Origin of the sequence: Virgibacillus sp. Bac332, from assembly GCF_003667785.1 — a bacterium.
In the GTDB taxonomy this organism is placed as follows: domain Bacteria; phylum Bacillota; class Bacilli; order Bacillales; family Amphibacillaceae; genus Virgibacillus; species Virgibacillus salarius.
Window position 1 is genome coordinate 646992 of the sequence record NZ_CP033046.1, and the last position, 24378, is coordinate 671369.

The window sequence follows — 24378 nt, forward strand, 5'->3', positions numbered from 1 at the left end:
ACTGATTTTATACTTTCTTAACTTACGAGTAAAGGGAGAAGCTAAGAGCTTCTCGCCCCTCTCACACCCTAGATAGTCGCCATGCCTGGCGCATCTAAAAAAGCTGGTCAAATCATCAAAGATTTGACCAGCTTATACTATTCTCCAAACTATTTAACTTTTTCAGCTACTTCAACTGTACGTTTTGCTTGATGCTTAACAGCAGCTTCTACATCCTCTACCATTTTTCCGTCTTGTCCTTGGGTTACACTTGTACCATATGGATTTCCACCAGCTCCAAAGATTACTTGGTCACTATATCCTGGAGGTACAATTATAGCTCCCCAGTGCATCATCGATGTGTACAGTGATAAAATGGTAGCTTCTTGACCACCATGCGGATTGCTGGCAGATGACATCGCACTTACTACTTTGTTAACCGTTTTACCTGCTCCCCAAAGACCACCCTGCATATCTATAAATTGTTTCATCTGTGAAGCCACGTTACCAAATCGAGTAGGGGTTGAGAAAATGATTGCATCAGCCCATTCAATATCATCGGATGTAGCTTCTTTTACATCTTTTGTTGCATCATAGTGAGCTTTCCAAGCAGGGTTTGACTCAATTGCAGCTTCTGGTGCAAGTTCAGGAACTTTCACCAACCTTACTTCAGCTCCTGATTCTTTCCCAGCTTCCTCAGCCCATTTAGCTAACTCGTAGTTCGTTCCTGTAGAACTATAGTAGATTACAGCTAATTTTACATTGCTCATCGAATTACGCTCCTTTGTAAAAAGTTTTTCAGCTATTTTATCAAGAAATTTCATATTCCTTAATATCTCCTTGCTGTTCTGATTTATTCGATAAAGTAATCGTTATTACAAACCAACCAAAAGAATTAATTCTGGCTATTCATTAAAAAGTTAATTACTTTATGTAACTATAGTAAAATAACCATAAACTTATGTCAAGTAATTTTATTATAAAAAGTAACTATAATTAAATATTGGGTTTTTACAAGGATCTATCGCCTATCCTAAACCTTCCAAAAATACATCTATAAAATTTGTTGTAAGGCGACGGGCTACATAATATAATGAATGTGAATGATCCACAGATACAGATTATAGGTAAAGGGTGAGAATGTGGGAAAACGAATATTTTACTTTTTGTTAACGAACATTTTAGTTCTAGCAACAATCACGATTATTTTTACGCTCATTCCTGGTACATGGAACTATATTCAGGCGGACGGAACACTTCATTTAGGCACATTATTAATTTTTAGTGCGATTATTGGTTTTACAGGATCATTCATTTCATTAGCTATCTCACGTTGGATGGCAAAACGAATGATGGGTGTCCGCGTCATTAATCCTGAAAAACCAATGTCAGAATATGAAAGAGCAGTAGTAGAGAAAGTACATCGCTTATCTCGAGCTGCCGGATTAATGCATATGCCGGAAGTCGGCATTTACGATTCACGTGAAGTCAATGCATTTGCTACTGGACCATCGAAAAAACGCTCCTTAGTAGCAGTATCTACTGGTTTATTACAGGAAATGGATGATGCTGTTGAGGGTGTTATTGCCCACGAGGTAGCTCACGTTGCCAATGGAGATATGGTAACGATGACACTCTTACAAGGTATCGTGAATACCTTTGTTGTGTTCTTAGCTCGAATTGCGGCTTTTATTGTCTCTCGTTTTGTTAAAGAGGAATTAGCACCAATCGTCCATTTCATCGCGATTATCCTCTTCCAGATTGTCTTCTCTGTCCTAGGAAGTCTCGTTGTATTTGCATATTCAAGACACAGGGAATTTCATGCTGACAGAGGTGGTGCAGACCTGGCTGGTAAAGATAAAATGAGACATGCTCTCGAATGTTTACGTATGTATACAAACCGTGTTCGAGGTGACGAAACTTCGATTTCTACTCTAAAAATAAACGGGGCTAAAAAATCTTCTATCTTTTCAACCCATCCAAATTTAGATGAAAGAATTGAGCGTCTAGCTTAAGTCAGTTACCACCTCCCTTACTTAGGGAGGTTTTTTCATCAAATCAGACCTTACTCAATCCATCCCGAATCCTTCAACTTTGCAATTGCCTCGATCCGATTTCCAACTTCTAATTTGTCCAATATTACGGAAATATAATTCCGAACGGTACCTGTGGTAATATATAATTCCTTAGCAATCTCTTTGGTATTTTTCCCTACCGCTAATAGGCGTATAACTTGTTCCTCACGTTCTGTTAATGGATTTTCATTCTTATAAGCCAAATCAATAAGCTCTGGGGAATAGACCTTACGCCCACTTACGATAACTCGTATAGAATTGGCTAATTCCTCACTGGGACTATCTTTTAATAAATACCCACTTACCTTAGCGTTTCTAGCACGTTCAAAATAACCAGTTCTAGCAAAGGTTGTTAAGATGATTACCTTGCAATTATTATCTTTTAATTCTTCAGCAGCATCCAAACCACTTTTTATTGGCATTTCAATATCCATCATACATATATCTGGCTGTTGCTCCTTAACTAATCGAACTGCTTCTTCTCCATTACTTGCCTTACCAACAATTTCTATGTCCTCTTCTAAATTTAGTAATGCACCTAATGCACCTAATAACATCGTTTGATCTTCAGCCAGAACAATTCGTATCATTCTACCTTCTCCTCTCCCGTTTCTGATTGTTTGATGACATTTGGGATACGAATAGTTAATACAGTCCCTTTTGTGCCTGTAATTTCCAGGTTCCCATTTACAAATTCTAAACGTTCTTTTATACCACGAAGCCCATTCCCTTCATTATCTTGCAACATCTTTGCATTACCTACTCCATTATCTTTAATCTCCATCATCCACGCACTCGCTGTTTGATGTACATTAATATAACAATCGGTAGCATAACTATGCTTTACCACATTGGTGACAGCTTCTTTCAAGCACATACTCAATACATTCTCTACTAAAATGGGAGTTTTTATAAAGTCAGCATTGATGTCTGTATGTAACTGCATTTGTGCAGCATCCATCATCTGTCGAGCATGAATAATTTCTTCTTTTAACTTGACTCTTTTCATTTCCGAAACCAAGTCTCTTACTTCTTTTAACGCTGTCCTAGCTGTTTGATTAATATCCTGCAATTCATTTTTAGCCGATTGTGGATCAATCGTAACTAGCTTACCTGCTAGATCACTTTTCAAACCAATAAGCGATAGCTTTTGTCCTAAGGTATCATGCAAATCCCTTGCAATTCGCTGACGCTCTTTTATAACCATCAATTGTGAAATTTTCCGATTTGCATCCTCTAACTGGTGCTCTAATTTATCCTGTTTATTCCGATTATAAAGTGTAAAAGGTAAGAGGATGACACCAAAAACGGTTATCGCAATAAACGGCAGCTGTGATAAAAAGAGGGTACTTTGTATATAAAAACCAAGACTAACTGCCGATATAGTTGAAACTAAATGAATAACATATAATGTGATAAATCCATTTTTACTTTCCAAATTACCAATAAAAAATGCTAGAAACAACGAAAAATAAACATACCCAAAATATAAAGTCATCCCAATACTTATCGCCATTTGGATACTAACGGAAAAATAAACCGTCCAGCCTTTTTTTATAAAAGAAAGCCGATAGGTGGTAAAGAAGCACACAATTAATACAATACCTATACCAACTTCCAAAAGTGATGAAGAACGAATAATAAAATAAAAGGGCAATAAACAAAAAACAACCCATGCAAATGCACTTAATCCTGTATTTTTTGGGAATATATGATACCAATTTTGCATTGTTTGCCCTCCTTAAGCTGATGTATTAAGTATAGCAATATTTTCGTGCCAACTCATTCCTTTCGATAGGATTCAACACCATTTCAAAAAAATACCGAACTACTATCCGGATATAACTTCTATACACTAGGATTATAGTTCGGAGTTTCTTTATCTTCTTTTTTCATTACTGGCGAATGTTACAATTATTTCTCTTGAACACTTGTTTTCATAGAAATATTCACATTCGTGTTTTTCTGCAATGTCTTCAATTCTTTAAAGCTGATAAATGTTCGTGAAGCTTCATCATACAGACGGAATCGAATGGATTGCAAACTAGTTAACAATGTAATCGTTGTTGCTTTTTGCAGAGGTGGTGTTGATTCATGAGCATCTTCTAAGTGGTAATTAGGAACTTTTGGACTCAAATGATGTACATGGTGATAGCCAATATTTCCCGTCACCCATTGTATTATTTTTGGCAGCTTATAATATGAACTTCCATCCACAGCAGCTTTTACGTAATCCCATTCTGCTTCGTTTTCAAAATAGGAATCTTCAAATTGATGTTGTACATAAAAGAGCCAGATACCTAGCGAGCCGGATAAGAAAAGAATTGGTAATTGAATAATGAGAAAGGCTTGCCATCCAACTATCCAAATTAGTGAGGCATAGATGACTACGATGGACAAATTAATGAAATACGTATTTAAACGTTCCTTACGTCTTGCACCTTTTCTGTTAAACCGATTCGATAGTAAAAAAAGATATAATGGTCCTAATCCAAACATAATTATGGGATTTCGATAAAGACGATAGGCGAGTCTTCTCCAAAAAGATGCTTCCTTATATTCGTTAACTGTCATTACCCATACATCACCTGTACCACGTTTATCTAGATTGCTACTCGTCGCATGATGTATCGCATGACTACGTTTCCACTTTTCAAAGGCAAACAATGTAATAATTCCTGTGAGTGTACCCACCATTCGATTTGCTTTTGGGCTCTTGAAAAAAGAACTATGTGTGCAATCATGGAAAATAATAAATATCCGAATAACAAACCCTGATGCCACAACTGCCAGTCCAAGCGTAAGCCAAATAGAAATGGACAGACTTTGATAAGCAAGAAACCAGAGAACTAAAAATGGAAGAATCGTATTAACGAGTTGGATGACACTTCGCCTTACATCCGAATTTGCAAAAACTGCAACACTTTTTCTTAATTGAGTTTGTTTCTGTCTACTCATGTTTTCCTCCTAGTTACTATCTTTTCCTATCATCGTAAAGGTTTTACCTAATGATAAGAAGACATAAATATCAAGGAGCGTACATGACAAATATCATATCTGCTATGTTACAACTTCATAATTCGTTGATTAACGCTTCACCTTCTCTCTTATCAGTGAATAAGCGCCCCCCAACAAACGGATCTTTCAAAGAATGGTAATCATGCATACCTCCACCACCAAAACCGTTACTTCTCTAACTGCATATAAGTCCTGTATACATTCACCTGAAACGTCCAATACATGTCCGAATAGATCTGTTTGTAATCCACCTAATGTTTTTCTACTCAGTATATATAGCCGAACTGCAATGAGCGGACCATTTTTACTATCTAAAATTTTATGCGGTGATGCTACGAGAATAAACTTATCTCCGACATATTCTCTTGAACCCCTTATTGCTGTTACCTGTACATCTTTTGAAAATGTATTATCTATTTCACGATCTCTCGCTTGAATCTGCCTTTCCATTGCATCTATACGAAGAAGTTTTTGACCCCAATGCTCTCGAATCATGAATTCGCATTCTTCGCTGCTCTGGTGAATTAACTAACTAAAAACAGACCATCAAATGACTACCATGCTTACCCAAAAGATTGCTCCGGTTCTTGGTCTAATAACAACATGCGTCTCCCTCCACGCAACCTCACTTGCAGTAACAATTCTCGCTAGTCCTACTCCAACAATAATGACATTATATTACATAAGCTACCTCCTCAGTAAGGATTCATTAGATTCGCTATTCCCACAGAGAATCCTTCTCTAAAGAGGCTTGTTTAAGTGTTCGTATTCCATTTAAAATAATGAGCTACATGCCATAAATCTTTAAACTCAAGGTCAGCAGTAGGCTGTTGTGCATGTCGACGATCTCCAACGAGTATTGTATTTACTCCTGCCTTTTTTCCAGCCTCTATATCCATTTCTCTATCTCCCACCATATAACTATGACGAAGATCAATTGCATGCTTCCTGGCTAAATCGTAAATCATTTGCGGTTGAGGTTTACGGCATGCACAGTTAGCATGCGGTTTATGAGGACAATAGGCAATATCATCAATGACTCCATGAAATTCGGCTATTTCTTCCTTCATTCTTTGGTGTACTTGATGTAATGCTGCTTCGTTCATATAACCAAGTCCAAGTCCACCTTGATTCGTAACTACAAAAACTTTATACCCTAAATGATTGAATAGGTTGATAGCCTCTCCTACACCATCAAGCAGGTAAAAATCCTCTGGCTGATTTACAAATTTCACACGTTCTGTTAATACTTCATTGATAACTCCATCACGATCTAAAAACATTGCAGGCTGTTTCATCTAATCCCCCTATCCTTCATAATCCTTAGTATGTACGAAGAGGCCAAGATTTATATAAAGTAAAACTTCAATCCGCGGGGGTTTTGTTTTCCCCACGGATTGGTAGTACCACAATGATATGACCTAAAGGCCTAGAACCAATCGGACATTTACTGGCAGTTGATCCTCCATTTACCCATATTAGTTTCGCTTTATTGCTTGATGTGAGGGGCTTACTGCCAGTTAAATGCGGGAGATATGTCGCTTATGGCGCTGCGATTATCTCAACAAGCACATCATCCATGAATGATGCACTAATAAACCTTTAGGAGTTAACAAATTATTTCTACCGATAGATTCACTTGATGGAATATCAATTTCCAAATGACTAAACCTGATCTGTGAATTCTCTGCTTTGTCTCGGCGTAGCACTGATACTCAAAATTTCCTATTCTATTATACCCCTTGTTTATGTTGGGAAGATGTCAATCTTGTTTTCGCTATTTGGTCTGCCCTAATGCCGAAATCACCGACCCGGTTGCTTGAATCCAACTTCCAATAGCATTTACTTCTTGCGCGTCATCGCCAGTTCTTCCCGATAGAGCTTGTAGCGAATTACCGATAGCTTGAAGTAAATTACCATAAATATTACTAAGTTCATTTTCATTTGGCTCATGTCCTAGAGCGTCCGCTAGTGCTACTCCACCACCTAAAGCTTGAAGTAAATTACCTTTGATATTTAAATCATTCTTTATTTTTTCATTAAAATCAATAACAATTCCAGTAATAACTGTTGAGTTACCAATTGCTTGAATCTCATTGCCTAGTTTATTAAGTGTAAAGTGATCAATACTATCTGCCACTAAAGAATTTCCAGTTGCTTGCATTACATTTCCAACTAAATTCAGTTCCTTCGCCAAGGGAGCTGGTATATTTATAGAGGGGGTTGAGCCTATTGCTGATAAGGTTGTTCCAATCGCTTGTACCCACGACCCAAATGTTGCTTTCCATTCATTACTCATCAACTCAGCACCTCCTCCTAACCATATTGTAAACATTGTAAAACAGCTTTGTTACATCCTTCATGAAAAATAGATAGATGAATGACGTACAATAGCCAACTAGCAAAATTCGCTCAGTCCTTATCACTAAATGCTCAGGTTTACGCTTCCTCTAGTAGCTATTATGGAATAATAGCTACTGCTTGACCACCACTCCGGCTGCCCACTTCCCTTTCCGTGGGGTTTGTCCTTCAGCTAACTTTTTTAGCAAAACCCGCTCAAAAAAGTGGATCTTCAGGTCAAACATTTCCCACAGGAGTTGAAGTGGCCGGCCTTCGCTATTATCAGGCTCTACAACGCTAGCATGAAGTAACACAGCTGCTTTTATACTCACGGATAGCGATTTTCACTTTACCCATTGTAAAAAAAGTCAACCTATTTCTTATGACAAGAATTGTTGCACCTTCTCATAGCGGAGACTAATTACGTAGACTCCTGCGGGATTAGCGCGAGCCGAAAATCCACTTTGCAACGTGTTCTTCTTTGCAAAGTTAGTTGAAGCCGTGCCCGCGGAAAGCGAAGTAATTAGTCGGAGCATTGCCAATATACATCAAACATTTCAAAATAACTACTTGGCTTAACGCAGTCATTGCACTGATTTTATACTTTCTTAACTTTTAAAAAAACAAACCTGAAATTATGGGATTTTTGCCGTCGGTTGCATGTAAGGTGAACCTACCCTGCATGTTTCATAACCCTTCCATAGTTGGAAACGAAAGTCGACGACTCCTGCCTTAAAAGTGTGTGCGGGTGTGACTTCACAAGAGTGAAGCCACGAGGGGTCTCACAGGCACCGTCCGCAGAAGGTAGCAATCAGCTTCTTCCTAACAAAAGCGCAAGCGTCCGATTAGAAACATAGCGAATGAAGCGAGTCAACGGTGATAAAGGAATCACGGTGTGCTTGCGCTAAACGCGGCTCATACCCTATTTAACCATATGGACTAATTTAATCATTTCCTAGACTATGAAAAAGCTACATCTCTTTTTACAGAAATGTAGCTTCCTCATTATATAGATCCCCTTTATCTAATCGAACCATCTAGAAACTAATCCTGCCCAATTAGTTCCTGCATTGTCCCCTGTTTCGTGTAACTAACATGCCAGCTCATTGCCTTTTCCAAATTATGAGGTGTCTGCCCACCACCTTTAATTGCTTCCTTATAGTAATTCCATAATTGCTTACGATACATAGGATGTGCACAATTTTCAATAATCAGTGGAGCTCTTTCCCTTGGAGCAAGCCCTCGTAAATCTGCATAGCCTTGCTCCGTAACTAATATATCTACATCATGCTCTGTATGATCGATATGCGAAGCAAAGGGTACAACACTTGAAATAGTACCATTCTTAGCAATAGATTTTGTAACAAAGATGGCGACCCTAGCATTTCGGGCAAAATCACCAGATCCCCCTATCCCATTCATCATCTTCGTGCCCGCCACATGAGTTGAATTGACATTCCCATAGATATCAAATTCTAACGCTGTGTTAATGGATAAAAGTCCAAGTCTACGAATAATTTCTGGATGATTGGATATTTCCTGTGGACGCATAATTAATTTATTTCGATATCGCTCGAAGTTGTTAAAGACCTCTTGCATTCTAGCCTCAGAAAGCGTAATCGAACAGCAAGATGCCATCCGCACCTTATTTGCATCCATTAAATCAAATACAGCGTCCTGTAATACTTCCGAGTAAATCTCTAGATTTTCAAATTCTGAATTAACCATTCCATGTAAAACAGCATTTGCAACTGAGCCAATACCAGATTGAAGTGGAGCAAGGTTTTTAGTTAATCTCCCTGCCGCAACCTCCTCACGAAAAAAGTGCAGCAAATGATCGGCCATAACCTTTGTTTCTTTATCTGGCTGTACAATCGTAGAGGGAGAATCCGTTTGGTTTGTAAAAACGATTCCTTTAACTTTCTCCACATCAATCGGAATACCGATTGTACCAATTCGATCATGTACCTCAGTTAAAGGAATAGGTTTGCGCTTTCCTTGCTTATCCGGGCTGTATAGGTCATGCAGCCCTTTTAACAATAGAGATTGAGCTAAATTGATCTCAATAATAACTGCCTTTGCGCTCTCTGCAAATGAAAGGGAGTTACCAATTGAAGTAGTTGGTATAATTAACCCTTCAGCCGTGATGGAAATCGCTTCCAAAATAGCATAATCAACTTTTTCTATTACATTCCCCGTAGTAATTCAGCGGTATGCGAAAGATGATGGTCAACGAATAGATGCTCTCCTTGATTTATTTTCCTCCGCATGAATGGATCTGCTTGAAAAGGTAAGCGTTTATTAACCAAGCCTGCTTCCGCAAACATCTTATCAACGTCTGACCCCAAAGAAGCACCTGTAAAAACATTCACCTTTAGGCGCTCCCCATTTTCGACTCGCTTTACTAACGCTGTTGGTACAGCTTTTACATCCCCTGCCCGGGTAAAGCCGCTTAATCCAAGTGTCATTCCATCCTTTATCCACGATGCTGCTTCTTCTGCAGTTACAACGCGATCATGCAGTCGAACATCCTCTATTCTATCATGTTCACATCTCATCCCAAACCCCTTCTTTCTTATTAGAGTTTAAGGACTATTCTATATGAAGCGCTTTCTTTTTTGTGGAAATATGTCTGGAATAGAAGTATATTGCTTAGACCAGTACCAGATACTTTTAAAACAGTATTTGTATTCAAAATCCTAATAGCTTCCGAAAATAACTGGAATAGGATTGGCTAACAGGTATTTGGTCTCCATTTCTCATAGCTAGCATAAATGTCGAATGCGTATCTGGATAAATATGCTCAATTTGATTCACATTAACTATAAATGATCGATGACAACGAATGAACGATTCTCTTGGTAGCATATACTCAAAATCCTGCAACGTAAGCCGATGTACACCATTCAATTCTTGAGAAATAACATTTGTCCTCCTGTCCTTCACTTCGATATATTGGACTTTCTCAAAAGGAATTGGTTTCCAACCGTCTGAAGTCTTTACGGTAATAACTGATTTCCCCTCCGTTAATGCTGGATAAATAGCAAGCACACATCCTCCTAAATGAGCTCCATCATAAAAGGGAACTGCCATACCATGATACGGGATCCCAAATACATTTCGGGGTATGAATTCAGACACTTTCTGCTCCATTACCAGAGCCTTGCTAGCAAGTGTTTCTTCCTTAATTGAATCTCCAGGTCTAATTTTTAAATCAATTCGTATACTTGGGCGATAGTAGATATATTCCGATGTCGTTGTTACGGCAATAGATATCTCATCGGAAAAAAGTTCACCAATTACATCTAATAATGATCTAGTAGTGAGTCTTTGCATGATAATGCTCCTTTTTCCTTACTTCATCCATTTCCTCGTGGATTTTTTTACAAAGTGTTTCCTTTATAGCTTTGACCGAATGATTAGAAAGCCAATCTATATTAAACTGTGCATGCTTATCTTCCTTTAAGTGTAGCTCAATCAAAGTACTTACTTCTTTGAATCTCTTTATATCTTCGAAGGAAATCCGTTTCCTTGGTAAACATAATCCGCGATAAATTAAAATCTCATTATCCTCCATACGAATGTAATCCTTTTTCCACATGGTTTGGTAATGGATCCCTTGAACAAGCGAAAAAAAAGCAAATATACTACTTATTACAACGAATGCAGGATGATAAAAATCATTCTCACTAATTTGTAACCATAAAATAACCATAACGGCTAGTGAACTGAAATATGCATTTCGAGCTTTTCTTTTCCAAATGGCTTCATTATAAAATGGATATCCCATACGCACACCCTTTTTGACTCAATCCTTATACATATTACAACACATTAATCTACAAAGTGAAACTTCAATCAGTGGGTATCTTACTGGTTATGTACAGGTTAAACTTCTGATTTTTGTTTAAACGCTGCTGGCATTACCGCAGCTATCACTTCTCCCTTTGCACAGCAGTCGTTATGAGCAAACACTTCCGTGCGTATTTTGAATTTCTTTGGATGTATTTCTTCAACAGTTCCAATAGCCTTCAGAGGTATACCATGAGGTGTCGGTTTCATAAAGTCTACACGTAAAGATGCGGTAACAAAACGGGGTGGCTCTGTCCCATCTCCAATTTCATGGCCATTTTTACGATGTAAAGCCATTGACGCTGAGCCTGTTCCGTGGCAATCAATTAAAGATCCAATTAATCCTCCATATACAAATCCAGGAATAGCTGTATGTTCTGGCCTAGGTGTATACACCGTAATCGTTTTATCACCTTGCCAGATGGTTTTAAAATGAAGTCCTTCTTTATTCAGCCTTCCACAGCCGTAGCACCAAGCATAGTCCTCTGGGTAAATATCTTGTATTGCATCTATAGACATGTTGTCCCCTCCTTTTTTGACTAGTATAGCATACAAGCATATGTTGAAATATATGGTATAAGCATAAATTTTACATCCTCAGTCAACACAGTGTAGTTGATAACGGATCCATTGCTTGTCGAAATCAATCAAATGGTGACATCGCTTTATATCTTCGCTAGAATATAAGTATACAGATATTACTTTCAGAGATGGGGTTTTGTGGCATGAAAAGATTGGTCATATTAGGCGGGGGGTACGGTGGACTGAAGGCCTTGTTAGGTCTGCTTGATTATCAGCTGCCAGAAGAAGTAGAAATTACCTTAGTGGATCGAAATCCTTACCATTCTATTAAAACAGAGTTCTATACAATAGCAGCAGGTACTTCTGCAGAAAAAGATGTTCGATTACACTTTCCTGACGATCAACGTGTACGTTATTTTTACGGGGAGATTAAAGAAATTAATACGGTTAAGGAAGAAATTTTATTTTCTAATTCCAGTGAAATCATTCCCTATGACTATCTCGTAATTGGTTTAGGTTGTGAGGATAATTATCACGGCATTCAAGGAGCTAAAGAGTTCACACATAGTGTTCAAACCTTTGAAAATGCAAGAAATACAGGGCTTGCCGTTTGTAATTTGAAAGCTTACGGGAAAGTCTCAGTCGTTGGTGCTGGACTAAGTGGTATCGAAGTGGCTTCAGAAATAAGAGAAAGCCGCCCTGACTTAAATATTCGCTTATTAGATCGTGGTGCAAGTGTTTTAAAGGCTTTTGATGCAAAAATACAGCAGTACGTATCAGAATGGTTCATTAGAAACGATGTAGATGTACTCCACCACTCCAATGTAGAATATGTAGAAAAAGATGGCGTCTGCAATAACGGTGTTTGTTTTGTAAACGATGTTACCATCTGGACTGCAGGTGTAAGACCACATTATTTAGTTCGAGAACTTCCCTTTGCTAAAGATGAGCAAGAGAAAATCGTTGTGAATGATTTCTTCCAAATACCAGAAAGAACAAATATTTATGTAGTAGGGGATTGCGCTTCCTCTGAATATTCACCTAGTGCACAGCTAGCTGGTCAGCAAGGGGAGAAAATCGCAGAGGTGCTTTTAGCAGTTCTCAGTGATAAAGAGCCAAAAAAACCAAAGGAAATTAAATTAAAAGGTACACTTGGCTCACTCGGCAAATCGGATGGGTTCGGAAACATGATGCAAAAGCCAATGACTGGGCTTTTACCACGATTAGCTAAATCAGGGGTTCTTTGGTTAAATAAGCGCCATTAATACGTAAAAACCGAGGCTGATCACTCTGAATTGCCTCGGTTTTATTATTCACTGGACAGTCAACGTCACATTTATAGCATTAGATGAACCAAACCAGGGGTAATGATGGAAACAACAACTGCACTTACAACCATAGCAATCGTGCTAATCGCCCCTTCTAGCTGACTTTTTTCCATAGATGTCGCTGTTCCAATTGCGTGAGATGCACTCCCCATTCCAACACCACGCCCTAAATAATGATCCAATCGAAACAATCTAAGAACAAAAGTATGCATCAATACACCACCGATTCCTGCTATCATAACAAATACTGCTGATAACGACATAACACCACCCAGAGTATCTGTAACAGCCATCGCTACTGGGGTTGTTACAGACTTTGGCGTTAACGAATAGATAATGCTTGATTCAAACCCCGCCCACTTAGCTAATAATACGCCTGTTGAAATACCTAAGATTGCCCCAAACAATGTCCCTACTAAGATTGGTATGGTTACTTTTTTTAAAGTTTCTCTATGTTGATATAATGGATAAGCAAGCGCAACAACTGCCGGACCTAACAGCTCATTAATCCACTTTCCACCAATCATATATGTTTCATAAGGAATATGAAACATAGCTAGTATAATAATGATTATTGTCGTCGCAATTAAAACTGGCGCCGTTAAAGGGTAATTCCACGTATGATGAATACGAACTGCAAGTTGATAGATGAAAAACGTTCCGATAATTGCCACTGTTGCTAAGATGATTTCATTCATGCTGACATTCCTTTCTGCGAATTAACCACTGACTTACAACACCTGATCCACCCATAACAAAAATCGTGCTTATTAATACGATAATAATCAGGAAAAAACCTTTTCCAGAAAATAAGTGAAAATAATTGATAACACCAACTGTAACTGGAATAAAAAAGAATGCTAGATTATTAATAATATAATTAGCACCTTCATCAACCCAGGAAATACGAAAAACGTTGGTTATTAATAATAGAAATAAGATCAACATACCTATTACACTACCAGGAATAAATAAATGCAATGTGTTTTGTATCCAATTGCCAAACAAAAATATGATATATAATAAGCAAATATGGAGGATCATTTTACCTAACTTCTTCAAGATGGTCACTTCCTACTCTAAGATGTACCAATTGAAATAAATAGCTTATCATTAAAACACCGCGAGACAAAACGAAAAAGACTTGCTCGTAAATCCATTGAATCATCGCTGTGTTTCACCAGCTATTTTTCAAATGACATATACCATTATAGCAGTTATACAAACTACGTTGTAAATTGATAAGTGAAACTTCAATAAGTGGGAGGGTGTTTATCCCCTATTTACCAATATTGGTTTCTCTTTATTCCTAGAAGAGGTGGTGTTATTTCCAGTTATATGTGGAATCCTATCTTCCCGCCCTATTGCACAGAAAAACAACCGGGTTCACCATACCCGGTTGTAGAAGTTAGCTATTAATAAGATGACGCTTGGTGTGTACGGTTGGCCAATCGTTCATTTTTAACTTCAAGCCATTGCTTATTCATGTTAATGGCTTGTGTGATGCTCTCAAGCTGATTGTTTACTTGATTTTTAGCTGTTCCTCCCAGAACATTACGTGCTTGTACAACGGCTTCTGGTGATAGAAAATGATAAATATCAGCTTCAACCTTTTTAGAGAAAGACTGAAATTCATCCAACGTTAGCTCTGTTAAATATTTATTTTCTTTGATACAATATAGCACTGTTTCACCTGTTATCGCATGCGATTCTCTGAAAGGTATCCCTTTTCCAACTAGATAATCAGCAAAATCTGTTGCATTAGAATAATCTCTTTGTACCGCATTGTACATAACATCTTTGTTTACTTTCATCGTTTCAATCATCGGCGCAAATAAAGATAGCGCTCCTCTTAACGTCGCGACAGTATCAAACATACCTTCTTTGTCTTCTTGCATGTCTTTATTATATGCTAGCGGCAATCCCTTAAATGTTGTCAGCATTCCCATAAGATGACCGTATACTCGACCAGTTTTACCTCTTACTAATTCTGCCACATCAGGATTTTTCTTTTGTGGCATCATACTACTACCAGTAGAAAATTCATCATCGAGCTCAATAAAATGAAATTCTTGACTAGACCATTGAACAAGCTCTTCACAGAGTCTTGACAGATGCATGGAAATCATTGATGCATCACTTAAGAATTCAATAACAAAATCTCGATCACTAACTGCGTCTAAACTATTTTCACAAACACCTTCAAAGGCAAGTTGTTCAGCTACGAATCCTCGATCGATTGGAAACGTCGTCCCCGCTAGCGCACCAGCACCGAGCGGCGATTGATTCACACGCTTCCAGCTATCCGTTAATCGATCGATATCTCGTTGGAACATCCAAGCATATGCCAGTAAATGATGGGAAAATAATACTGGCTGAGCTCTTTGAAGATGTGTATAGCCTGGTAAAATGGTATCCATATTTGCTTTCGCTTGTTTTAGTAATGCGATCTGTACATGGACTAGTAAATCGATTAACTCCACCAAAGCATCACGTAAATATAAACGCATATCAAGGGCTACTTGATCATTTCTACTTCTCCCTGTATGAAGCTTTCCACCAACGGGACCAACTTCTTCAATCAGTAGCTTTTCTACGTTCATATGAATATCTTCATGTTCTTCACTTAATCGTGCTTCTCCACTTTCTATTTTACTAGCAACAATGTTAAGACCCTCTGCTATGGTTTTAGCCTCTTCTGTCGTTATAATCTTACATTTACCTAGCATAGCCACATGTGCTAGGCTTCCCTCAATATCATAGGCTGCTAATTTCTTATCAAAATAAATGGAGGCTGTATACTCATCTACTAATTGACTCGTCGGCTTAGTAAAACGCCCTCCCCATAGCTTCATGGCTTGACAGCTTCCTTCACATCTAATACGGCGTCTTTCACAGACTGATCAACAGCTTTATGTGCGTGATTTACAGTTGCGTGTACTTTTGTAGGCAGTCCCCAAAGCTTAATAAATCCTAAGGCAGCTTCATGATCAAAGGCGTCCTGTGCATTGTACGTAGCTAAATCAAAGTCATACAACGACTGTTGTGATTCACGACCAACTACTTGTGCATGACCTTTATATAATTTAACTTTAACTGTACCAGATACATCGTTTTGTGTTTCTTCAATAAAAGCTTTCAGTGCATCCGTAAGTGGAGAATACCAAAGGCCGTCATAAACCGTTTGCGCCAGCTTTTGCTCCATTAACGGTTTAAATTGAGCTACCTCTCTAGGCAAGGTTAGTGCTTCTAATTCTTGATGGGCAGCAATTAACGTAAGTGCCCCCGGAGCTTCGTAAATTTCTCGTGATTTAATTCCAACTAAACGATTTTCCACATGGTCAATTCTTCCGACACCATGCTTTCCAGCAACACGATTTAATGTAACGATAAGTTCTTCTAATGGCATAGAATTGCCATCTAAGGAAACAGGCTTACCTTGTTCAAATGTAATTTGCACAATTTCCGGATCATTTGGCGCCTCCACTGGATTTGTAGTTAAGTCAAATGCTTCTTCTGGTGCTTCAGCCCACGGATCTTCTAATATTCCACATTCGTTACTACGTCCCCACAAATTTTGATCGATGCTAAACGGATTATCTAGATCAATCGGAATAGGAATATTATGTTTTTTTGCATATTCAATCTCTTCTTCTCTCGACATTGCCCATTCACGTACAGGTGCAACAATTTTTAAATCTGGCTGTAAAGCAGTAAACGCAACATCAAACCGTACTTGATCATTTCCTTTACCAGTACAGCCATGTGCTACTGCTACTGCACCTTCTTCTTTAGCAATATTCACCAATATTTTGGCAATCAATGGACGTGAAAGCGCTGATATTAAAGGATACTTTCCTTCATATAATAAATTAGCTTGTAGCGCAGGTAACACAAATTCATTTGCAAACAATGCTTTGGCATCGATGACATACGACTTAATTGCCCCTACTTGTAATGCTTTATTTTTTACAAATTCAAGGTCTTTCCCTTCACCTACATCAAGGGCTACTGCTATTACATCATAATTATATTTATCCTGAAGCCATTTTATCGCTACAGATGTATCTAGTCCGCCAGAATAAGCTAATACGATTTTATCCTTGGTCATTCTCACCACTCCTGTTCATTAAGTTCTTATTGAATTATTATGCATTAACATGAATATATATTCAATAGGTAACTATAATATTTTTATAGAAAATATGTTTTATAGTATTAATTCCTGTGTAAACCCTTGATACAAAGAGTATTAATTTAACTGATCGTCATGCACAAGATGTATTTTACGTTTATTAAAAAGATATAGATTTGGAGTGGAAATAAATTTATGTTGGCGAATTAAAAACCCCCTTCTAATAGGGGGAGTGTCAACGAACTATCAACATTTACAATAAGGAAAGAGCAAAGAAGGCTGGGACAAAACACAACTTCTTTACTCAAAATACGAATGATCATGTTATCAATGGCTAGTATCATCGCCGCACTGTGAAACTATACGCACTTTCCACGCACGGCCTCAGCTAACTTGGTAAAGAAAAACACGTTACCATGTGGATCTTCGGACTCGTGTTGTTTCCACCGGAGTTTCGCTTATTTCTGGTGCTAAAATAATTATTCTAATCAAAAAATGAACGATAATTAATTTCAACTAATCATCGCTCGTTTTTAATTGTTTCTTCATTTTTTTGTCTCAGTCTCATTTTTTATAAATTTTAAATCCTTAAGGTGGGTAATTATTTTTCGCTTTTTTTCTGATACCAGTGAGCATAAATATACAGTAACATTGCAAAAATAGAGGTTCCGATATTTCCTAACCATTGTACTGTATCATTGAAAGTGAATTGCTTTATTGTTAAAAAAAGAAAAACGCCGATAAGTACAGCAATATTGTAAATCAATCTATCACGCACTCTCTCTAAGTTAATTACTTTAACGAAGTACCTAGTTTTATCATAAGGTAATTAGAGTGAAAACCAGTCAAATTAAAACCTCTTTTTTCTGCTGAGGCTATACAAGTTGTGAGCATCCATATCATGGTTATGGGTATACCGCCACCTTTAACACCTGACATTCACTATATCAAGATCCTTTTAACCCCTCTAAGCTTCCACGTTTGGGAGTGTCTACCGGCGAGGGACCCCCTAAGATTGGGGAGTTCGATAAATGGGATCTGGGACCAACGGTATGATAAAATATGATAGCTGATACGGAGTTTAAAGCGAAAAATACGTCTCATCCTATTAGATAATACATTGATGCCAAAATTTTGTATAGAGGTATTTTAAAATGGACAATTCACCTATCTAAATCGCTAACTGCTATCTCCGCAGAACCCCCCTTAATTTTTCTGTAATATGGATGAACAGGTTGTAGTCATTGTTGTTTTAATCAGAAGGATTATTATTTCAAAAAGATCCGAACTACCATCCGAATATCACTTCGTTACTCGCATAATAGTCCGGAATTGCTTTATCTATATTTCATTTGTCTCGTCCGCTATATTTTATAAACTGGTCAATGCTTTCGTTATTTCGCTGTCCCCGGATACTAAATCAAAGGATTTACAGAATGTATTCTTTTCTTTAAGAGTTGCTATGACAGTTGAGGCTACATCCTCCCTTGGTATAAATCCTCTTGTTAAATTCTCAGCTGCTGACACTTTACCAGTACCTGGATCATTTAACAACCCGCCAGGCCGAACAATGGTATAGTTCATCCTCGTAGTTTTTAGCATTCGATCAGCGTAATGCTTCGCTACATAATAAGGCCTAATCTGCTCATTCCAATTTTCCCGATGATGAGCTTGATGAGCACTAACAATAATATATCTATCGATGCCTACCTGCTCAGCAGCTTCCATCGTTTTTACCGCTCCATCTAAATCAATGAGTAACGTCTTGTCCAGGCCTGTGCTTCCTCCAGATCCTGCTGTAAAAATAATTGCATCTGTCCCTTTCATTGCTGCTGCTAATTCATCAACACTGCCTTCTAGATCTGCTATAACTACGTCGATTCCTTTACTTTCTAGCGCTGTTGCTTGTTCCTGCTTTCTTACCATCGCTTTTACCGTATGTTCTTTACTAGTCGTTAATTGTTGTAAAATATGTTTCCCAATTTGGCCATTCGCTCCTACTAAAAATACATGCATATGATCGAACTCCTTCCTAATGTGAGTGTTCTGGCTCCATTATTTCAGACAATCTTAACCGAAGCAAAAGTACTGTTTCGTATAGAAGTTATATTACTTAGAAGTTGCTGTATCAGTTAGTTACACTACTATTCCTTAGTATATGTGGCCATAATATGGATACATTCGCTTCATTTAGGATATTTGACGTTCACAGTACTCCCACAAAGGACAATCCGTACAAATCGGGGTTGCTTTACAATGTACTTTTGCATGCATCACAATTAGTGCATGATATTCATTATATATTTCCACGCTTTCTGGAAGCTCCCTTTCCACATCAGAACGAAACGCATCATAGGTATCTGGCATATTAAAACCAAGTCTTTTAAAAAGTCGCCTTGCATAAGCATCAACTACGAATATAGGTTTACCAAAAGCATACAAAAGGATTACATCTGCTGTCTCTTTCCCTATACCATGAATTTGCAGCAACTGCTCCCGTAACTCTAGTCTTTTTAAATAGCGAAGCTTCCTTACGTCATAATCATACTGTCTAAACCACATAAGAAATGATTTTATACGCTTTGCTTTCGTGTTAAAAAACCCACTAGGACGAATAAGTGTGGCTAATTCGTCAAGCGACAATTCATATAGCTCCTCTGGAGATCGATATACTTTTACATTTTTCATTGCCTTTTCGACATTATTCCAGTTAGTATGTTGTACTAGAATGGCTCCAAGCATCATTTCCATTGCAGAATCTGCCGGCCACCAGCCTTGTGGACCATAGTGAGAAAATAACGTATCATAAATAGCTTGGTAAGTACGCATGTGTATTACTTTCCCCCATCATTAAATTTTCAACCTTACCTATCATTTTCTCCATCTTAGCAGAATGCCGTTTATCATTAAACTACATTCCCTATAAAGTGAATGCTTAAAATAGAAAAGCTTCCTATTCTCACCCGCCAAAAACCTCCCAATATTCACCTATTACGACAGTGTATTTTTCTCTCTTGCAAGTTATAAAAGGACCATTTTTCTATTAATTTACAAAACATTTACATTGATAACATACTAGCTTAATAATCGCCTACTATACTAGCAAATGAGAGGGGCAACCCTCCTTGATAATAATATATACGCTAAACAGGGGAGGCAATTTTAATGAAGTTCAAGAAGTACCTTATGTTCTTTCTTATCGCCGCACTTGCCGTTGTTATCGCAGCATGCGGGTCGGATTCAGAAGGAGATAGTTCAGAGAAAGAAAATGACTCATCTGAAAACGCAAATGCTGAAGGTGAAGGCGGATCTGAAGAGCTAGAGGGTAGTGTTGTCATTGATGGATCTGGAACAGTCTATCCTTTAATGTCAAGATTAGCTGAAGAATATATGGTTAATGAACAACCAAATGTATCTGTAGAAGTAAGTCGCGCAGGAACTAGTGCTGGATTTGAAAAATTCCTTGTAGAAGACGGAACAGACTTTAACGATGCTTCTCGTGTGATTAAAGAAGAAGAACAAGCAAAAGCCGATGAGCTTGGGCTGGAAATTAAAGAATTAAAAGTAGCCTTAGACGGATTAACAATCGTTACTCATCCAGATAATGATTGGGCTACAGAATTAACGGAAGACCAAATCACAGGCATTTTCCTTGGAGAATATACAAACTGGTCAGATATTAATTCAGATTGGCCAAATGAAAAAATTCAAACCTATGGACCAAACGAAAATCATGGAACGTATGAATTTTTCTATGAAAACATTTTAGAGGAAAAAGATCTAGTAAGTGATATTAATTTGCAACAAGATTATTCAACACTTGTTACGTTAGTTTCAGAAGATAAAAACGCTATTGGGTTCTTTGGCTTCGGCTATTATGACAGTAACAAAGATAAGCTGCAAGCAGTTAACGTAGATTTTGGTAACGGACCGGTTGAACCTTCTTTAGACACCATTGCTGAGGATGGAGATTATGCAGGGTTCACTCGCCCAGTATTCACATATTTGAATGTTGGTCACGCTAAAGAGAAGCCCCAAGTACTTGATTACGCGCTATTCGTTATGAACAACATAAATAAATTTGCTGGTGAAACTGGTTTTGCTCCAATCCCAGATGAAGAAGCAGAGAGCTTAATCAGTGATTTAGAAGCTCTTAAATAACAGGACAAACCATTAGTGCTCTGTACTAATGGTTTCGGTCTTTCTCATCTTAAGATGTGCTCGTAACGCTAGTAAGCACCTAATCTAATTAACTCCACATGATATGAGAGATGAGAGCTGCTATGCTCTCATTTCTTGTGACTTAACGCTCTGGAAGGAGGGCACCAATAATGGCATCGAACAACGAGATAGACAATCACGAAAAAACAAAAGTTAGAGACATGATTGCCAAAAATAAAAATGGACAAAACATGCGTAAGGTAACAGAGAAGATGATCCCAGTACTCCTCTTTTCCATAGCCGCTATTTCCATTCTTACTACAATTGGTATTGTCTTTACACTATTAACAGAAACGATAGAATTCTTTAAACGTGTACCGATAGCTGATTTCTTTACAGGGACTGTCTTAAAACCGCTTAGTCAAAATCCGGAGTTCGGGGTACTTCCCCTTATCAATGGAACTATTATTTCATCTTTCATTGCTATGTTAGTCGCAGGGCCGATTGGAATTATGACAGCCGTTTTCTTAAGTGAATATGCTTCTGAAAGGGTCAGAAGAACGTTAAAACCACTTTTAGAAATCCTTGCAGGGATTCCTACTATTGTGTATGGATTCTTTGCTTTTACGTTCGTAACACCACTAATAAGAGAAATATTTCCAAGTGTAGAAGCAACTAATATTTTAAGCCCTGGATTAGTGATGGGAGTAATGATCATCCCCATGATAGCTTCTTTATCGGAAGATGCTATGACTTCTGTTCCCAATTCTATGCGCGAAGGAGCTCTCGCATTAGGTGCAACAAAGCTAGAGGTTACATTTCGAGTCGTTATTCCCGCTGCGCTTTCAGGAATTATCGCATCCTTTGTTTTAGGAATATCTCGAGCAATCGGCGAAACAATGATTGTAACCATTGCAAGTGGAAGCTCGAAGAACTTCACCTTTGATATAACCCAATCCATGCAAACAATGACTGCTTACATTGTGGAAGTATCAGGTGGGGATGCACCTGCTGGATCGACCATTTACTATAGCCTATATGCAGTTGCTATGACACTATTTGTCTTCACACTTATCATGAATTTACTTGCTAGATATGTCTCTCGTAAATTTAGGGAGGAATATTAATCATGAAATATGTCAACATCGAACAAGTACAGAAAAAGATGAATACGCGTTTACTAAAAAACAATCTATTAAAATCATTATTCTTTGCAGCAACGTTATTTGGCTTAGTCGTTCTAGCAATCTTAATTATCCGCGTCTTACTACAAGGTGCTAGCTGGATTAACATGGATTTTTTAACAGGAAAGCTATCAACTTCTCCGGATAGAGCAGGGATTATGGGGGCAATATTAGGAACCTTCTGGCTCATGGTCGTTGTTATTCCTGTCACATTGTTCCTGGGAGTAGGTACTGCCATCTATCTTGAATTATATGCAAGCAAAGGACGTTTTCAATCCTTTATTCAAACAAATATAGCAAACTTAGCTGGTGTACCTTCGATTGTATATGGAATTCTCGGTATGACATTATTTGTCCGTGCGCTCGACTTTGGAAACATTGTTTTAGCTGGCGGACTCACCATGTCATTACTTGTACTTCCTATCATTATTGTTGCTGCGCAAGAATCTATACGTGCCGTACCTCAGCATCTTAGTGAAGCATCCTATGGGATGGGAGCAACCAAATGGCAAACCGTAAAGAATATTATCTTACCAGCAGCATTACCTGGTATACTTACAGGTTCTATCTTATCGCTTTCTAGGGCTATTGGCGAGACCGCACCCCTTGTTGTTATTGGGATTCCAGCTCTATTAATCCCATTTCCAGGTGGTATTATGGACAAATTCACTGTCCTCCCTATGCAGATTTACTATTGGACGTTGGATTCATCCCTAGTGGAAGAGTATGCGAATTTAGCTGCGGCTACCATCATTGTTTTGTTAGTATTACTATTTTTACTAAATGCAGCGGCAATTTTTATCCGCAATAAGTTTCAAAAACGATATTGATAAGGAGTGAACAGAATGAGCACCTTAACAAAACCAAAAATGAAAGAACCACTTGCATTCTCAGAAAATACTGTACAAATGCCCCAGAAAAACATTGTTTATGACACGAACGATTTAAATCTATGGTATGGAGAAACGCATGCTTTAAAAGATATTAACCTATCCATCTACGAAAAAGAAGTCACTGCCATCATTGGCCCTTCTGGATGTGGTAAGTCAACGTATCTAAAAACATTAAATCGTATGGTTGAGCTTGTTCCTAGCGTTCGTACCTCGGGAACAATTACCTATAATGGAAAAAGTATATTGGATAAATCTTTTAAAGTGGAAGATTTGAGAACAAGAGTAGGAATGGTTTTTCAAAAACCGAACCCATTTCCAAAATCAATCTATGATAATATCGCATACGGTCCTAAAATTCATGGTATTCGCAATAAAAAAGTACTCGATGAAATCGTGGAAAAGAGCTTACGAGGTGCTTCTATCTGGGATGAAGTAAAGGATCGTTTAAAAGAAAATGCCTACGGGCTTTCCGGAGGACAGCAACAGCGGATCTGCATTGCGCGCTGTTTAGCGATTGAACCAGATGTCATTTTAATGGATGAACCAACATCTGCATTAGATCCAAAATCAACATTGAGAGTGGAAGAATTAATCCAAGAATTGAAAAAGGATTATTCAATCATCATTGTTACACACAATATGCAGCAGGCCGCAAGAATATCTGATCGTACTGCCTTTTTCCTTAACGGTGAAGTCGTTGAATTCGATGATACCAATACGATTTTTACGAATCCAGCAGATAACCGCACGGAAGATTATATCTCTGGAAGATTTGGTTAGACGATTTGCGTAAACCAATTATATAACCTCCCCCTTCATATTTATAAAGTGAAAGCTCAATCGGTTGGGGGGTTTGTTTATCCCCTACTGACTGTTACTATGAGTACCGCA

General features: G+C 38.0%; 23 protein-coding genes and 1 pseudogene. 6 read left to right on the forward strand and 18 right to left on the reverse strand.

The window, feature by feature from the left end:
- Positions 1-149: 149 nt before the first annotated feature.
- Positions 150-749, reverse strand: a complete 600-nt coding sequence (gene wrbA, locus D9782_RS02940) for an NAD(P)H:quinone oxidoreductase (RefSeq protein WP_026679655.1) — start codon at positions 747-749, stop codon at positions 150-152.
- A 372-nt stretch (positions 750-1121) separates the two neighbouring features.
- On the opposite strand from wrbA, the gene htpX reads away from it, so the two are divergent.
- Complete coding sequence (htpX, locus tag D9782_RS02945; protein WP_121604039.1) at positions 1122-1994, forward strand: protease HtpX; 873 nt, start codon at positions 1122-1124, stop codon at positions 1992-1994.
- A gap of 50 nt (positions 1995-2044) precedes the next feature.
- Here htpX and D9782_RS02950 read toward each other — a convergent pair whose 3' ends face one another.
- From D9782_RS02950 to D9782_RS03000, 11 genes and pseudogenes are all read right to left on the reverse strand, one after another.
- Entirely contained in the window at positions 2045-2644 is a 600-nt protein-coding gene (locus D9782_RS02950) for a response regulator transcription factor (protein ID WP_121604040.1), read from the reverse strand.
- Positions 2641-3783 (reverse strand): sensor histidine kinase, encoded by a 1143-nt coding sequence (locus D9782_RS02955; RefSeq protein ID WP_121604041.1) that lies wholly within the window; start codon positions 3781-3783, stop codon positions 2641-2643. Before D9782_RS02955 ends, D9782_RS02950 begins: the two co-directional genes overlap by 4 nt.
- A 185-nt stretch (positions 3784-3968) precedes the next feature.
- On the reverse strand, positions 3969-5012 hold the full coding sequence (locus tag D9782_RS02960) for a Delta(5) desaturase DesA (protein ID WP_026679659.1): 1044 nt from the start codon (positions 5010-5012) through the stop codon (positions 3969-3971).
- 186 nt (positions 5013-5198) lie between these two features.
- Positions 5199-5567: an FAD-binding protein gene (locus D9782_RS02965; protein WP_308036044.1), complete on the reverse strand. Its 369-nt coding sequence runs from the start codon at positions 5565-5567 to the stop codon at positions 5199-5201.
- Positions 5568-5827: 260 nt separating this feature from the next.
- Positions 5828-6370: a D-glycero-alpha-D-manno-heptose-1,7-bisphosphate 7-phosphatase gene (locus D9782_RS02970; protein ID WP_026679661.1), complete on the reverse strand. Its 543-nt coding sequence runs from the start codon at positions 6368-6370 to the stop codon at positions 5828-5830.
- A gap of 479 nt (positions 6371-6849) precedes the next feature.
- Positions 6850-7371 (reverse strand): DUF6944 family repetitive protein, encoded by a 522-nt coding sequence (locus D9782_RS02975; protein ID WP_121604042.1) that lies wholly within the window; start codon positions 7369-7371, stop codon positions 6850-6852.
- 175 nt (positions 7372-7546) lie between these two features.
- On the reverse strand, positions 7547-7744 hold the full coding sequence (locus tag D9782_RS02980; RefSeq protein WP_121603754.1) for a hypothetical protein: 198 nt from the start codon (positions 7742-7744) through the stop codon (positions 7547-7549).
- 712 nt (positions 7745-8456) lie between these two features.
- Positions 8457-9970, reverse strand: a pseudogene (locus D9782_RS02985) (acetyl-CoA hydrolase/transferase family protein).
- A 133-nt stretch (positions 9971-10103) separates the two neighbouring features.
- Complete coding sequence (locus D9782_RS02990) at positions 10104-10748, reverse strand: LytTR family DNA-binding domain-containing protein (protein WP_121604043.1); 645 nt, start codon at positions 10746-10748, stop codon at positions 10104-10106.
- Positions 10729-11202 carry a hypothetical protein gene (locus tag D9782_RS02995; protein WP_121604044.1) on the reverse strand — a complete coding sequence of 158 codons (474 nt, stop codon included), beginning with the start codon at positions 11200-11202 and terminating at the stop codon, positions 10729-10731. The genes D9782_RS02990 and D9782_RS02995 overlap by 20 nt, the downstream gene beginning before the upstream one ends.
- Before the next feature lie 98 nt (positions 11203-11300).
- A complete protein-coding gene (locus D9782_RS03000; RefSeq protein ID WP_121604045.1) occupies positions 11301-11783 on the reverse strand; it encodes a PaaI family thioesterase in 483 nt (160 codons plus the stop codon).
- Between the two features lie 206 nt (positions 11784-11989).
- On the opposite strand from D9782_RS03000, the gene D9782_RS03005 reads away from it, so the two are divergent.
- On the forward strand, positions 11990-13051 hold the full coding sequence (locus D9782_RS03005) for an NAD(P)/FAD-dependent oxidoreductase (RefSeq protein WP_121604046.1): 1062 nt from the start codon (positions 11990-11992) through the stop codon (positions 13049-13051).
- A 71-nt stretch (positions 13052-13122) separates the two neighbouring features.
- On the opposite strand, the gene D9782_RS03010 is transcribed toward D9782_RS03005, so the two are convergent.
- The 6 genes from D9782_RS03010 to D9782_RS03035 form a co-directional block, all read right to left on the reverse strand.
- Positions 13123-13812, reverse strand: a complete 690-nt coding sequence (locus tag D9782_RS03010) for an LrgB family protein (protein WP_026680445.1) — start codon at positions 13810-13812, stop codon at positions 13123-13125.
- A complete protein-coding gene (locus tag D9782_RS03015; RefSeq protein WP_026680444.1) occupies positions 13805-14176 on the reverse strand; it encodes a CidA/LrgA family protein in 372 nt (123 codons plus the stop codon). Before D9782_RS03015 ends, D9782_RS03010 begins: the two co-directional genes overlap by 8 nt.
- A 353-nt stretch (positions 14177-14529) precedes the next feature.
- Positions 14530-15969, reverse strand: coding sequence for an argininosuccinate lyase (gene argH, locus D9782_RS03020; RefSeq protein ID WP_121604047.1), 1440 nt, complete (start codon positions 15967-15969; stop codon positions 14530-14532).
- Positions 15966-17225 (reverse strand): argininosuccinate synthase, encoded by a 1260-nt coding sequence (locus tag D9782_RS03025; RefSeq protein ID WP_121604048.1) that lies wholly within the window; start codon positions 17223-17225, stop codon positions 15966-15968. Before D9782_RS03025 ends, argH begins: the two co-directional genes overlap by 4 nt.
- 1395 nt (positions 17226-18620) lie before the next feature.
- Positions 18621-19265, reverse strand: a complete 645-nt coding sequence (locus D9782_RS03030; protein WP_121604049.1) for an SDR family oxidoreductase — start codon at positions 19263-19265, stop codon at positions 18621-18623.
- 174 nt (positions 19266-19439) lie between these two features.
- Positions 19440-20078 carry an endonuclease III domain-containing protein gene (locus tag D9782_RS03035; RefSeq protein ID WP_026680440.1) on the reverse strand — a complete coding sequence of 213 codons (639 nt, stop codon included), beginning with the start codon at positions 20076-20078 and terminating at the stop codon, positions 19440-19442.
- A gap of 336 nt (positions 20079-20414) precedes the next feature.
- On the opposite strand from D9782_RS03035, the gene D9782_RS03040 reads away from it, so the two are divergent.
- From D9782_RS03040 to pstB, 4 genes are all read left to right on the forward strand, one after another.
- Positions 20415-21410 carry a PstS family phosphate ABC transporter substrate-binding protein gene (locus D9782_RS03040; RefSeq protein ID WP_026680439.1) on the forward strand — a complete coding sequence of 332 codons (996 nt, stop codon included), beginning with the start codon at positions 20415-20417 and terminating at the stop codon, positions 21408-21410.
- A 170-nt stretch (positions 21411-21580) separates the two neighbouring features.
- Complete coding sequence (pstC, locus tag D9782_RS03045) at positions 21581-22537, forward strand: phosphate ABC transporter permease subunit PstC (RefSeq protein ID WP_121604050.1); 957 nt, start codon at positions 21581-21583, stop codon at positions 22535-22537.
- Positions 22538-22539: 2 nt separating this feature from the next.
- The gene (gene pstA, locus D9782_RS03050; RefSeq protein ID WP_026680437.1) at positions 22540-23424 is read left to right on the forward strand and encodes a phosphate ABC transporter permease PstA; all 885 of its coding nucleotides are present in this window, start codon (positions 22540-22542) and stop codon (positions 23422-23424) included.
- Between the two features lie 39 nt (positions 23425-23463).
- Complete coding sequence (gene pstB, locus D9782_RS03055) at positions 23464-24267, forward strand: phosphate ABC transporter ATP-binding protein PstB (RefSeq protein ID WP_240455840.1); 804 nt, start codon at positions 23464-23466, stop codon at positions 24265-24267.
- Positions 24268-24378: the final 111 nt, after the last annotated feature.

Bases quoted from the DNA above. Each gene is read 5' to 3' on its own strand.
- D9782_RS02960 (WP_026679659.1), bottom strand. From the start codon at position 5,012: ATGAGTAGACAGAAACAAACTCAATTAAGAAAAAGTGTTGCAGTTTTT.
- D9782_RS02970 (WP_026679661.1), bottom strand. From the start codon at position 6,370: ATGAAACAGCCTGCAATGTTTTTAGATCGTGATGGAGTTATCAATGAA.
- wrbA (WP_026679655.1), bottom strand. From the start codon at position 749: ATGAGCAATGTAAAATTAGCTGTAATCTACTATAGTTCTACAGGAACG.
- D9782_RS02975 (WP_121604042.1), bottom strand. From the start codon at position 7,371: ATGAGTAATGAATGGAAAGCAACATTTGGGTCGTGGGTACAAGCGATT.
- argH (WP_121604047.1), bottom strand. From the start codon at position 15,969: ATGAAGCTATGGGGAGGGCGTTTTACTAAGCCGACGAGTCAATTAGTA.
- D9782_RS03000 (WP_121604045.1), bottom strand. From the start codon at position 11,783: ATGTCTATAGATGCAATACAAGATATTTACCCAGAGGACTATGCTTGG.
- pstA (WP_026680437.1), top strand. From the start codon at position 22,540: ATGAAATATGTCAACATCGAACAAGTACAGAAAAAGATGAATACGCGT.
- D9782_RS02950 (WP_121604040.1), bottom strand. From the start codon at position 2,644: ATGATACGAATTGTTCTGGCTGAAGATCAAACGATGTTATTAGGTGCA.
- pstB (WP_240455840.1), top strand. From the start codon at position 23,464: ATGAAAGAACCACTTGCATTCTCAGAAAATACTGTACAAATGCCCCAG.
- D9782_RS03025 (WP_121604048.1), bottom strand. From the start codon at position 17,225: ATGACCAAGGATAAAATCGTATTAGCTTATTCTGGCGGACTAGATACA.
- pstC (WP_121604050.1), top strand. From the start codon at position 21,581: ATGGCATCGAACAACGAGATAGACAATCACGAAAAAACAAAAGTTAGA.
- D9782_RS02965 (WP_308036044.1), bottom strand. From the start codon at position 5,567: ATGATTCGAGAGCATTGGGGTCAAAAACTTCTTCGTATAGATGCAATG.
- D9782_RS03005 (WP_121604046.1), top strand. From the start codon at position 11,990: ATGAAAAGATTGGTCATATTAGGCGGGGGGTACGGTGGACTGAAGGCC.
- D9782_RS03030 (WP_121604049.1), bottom strand. From the start codon at position 19,265: ATGCATGTATTTTTAGTAGGAGCGAATGGCCAAATTGGGAAACATATT.
- D9782_RS03010 (WP_026680445.1), bottom strand. From the start codon at position 13,812: ATGAATGAAATCATCTTAGCAACAGTGGCAATTATCGGAACGTTTTTC.
- D9782_RS02995 (WP_121604044.1), bottom strand. From the start codon at position 11,202: ATGGGATATCCATTTTATAATGAAGCCATTTGGAAAAGAAAAGCTCGA.
- D9782_RS03035 (WP_026680440.1), bottom strand. From the start codon at position 20,078: ATGCGTACTTACCAAGCTATTTATGATACGTTATTTTCTCACTATGGT.
- D9782_RS02990 (WP_121604043.1), bottom strand. From the start codon at position 10,748: ATGCAAAGACTCACTACTAGATCATTATTAGATGTAATTGGTGAACTT.
- D9782_RS03040 (WP_026680439.1), top strand. From the start codon at position 20,415: ATGAAGTTCAAGAAGTACCTTATGTTCTTTCTTATCGCCGCACTTGCC.
- D9782_RS02955 (WP_121604041.1), bottom strand. From the start codon at position 3,783: ATGCAAAATTGGTATCATATATTCCCAAAAAATACAGGATTAAGTGCA.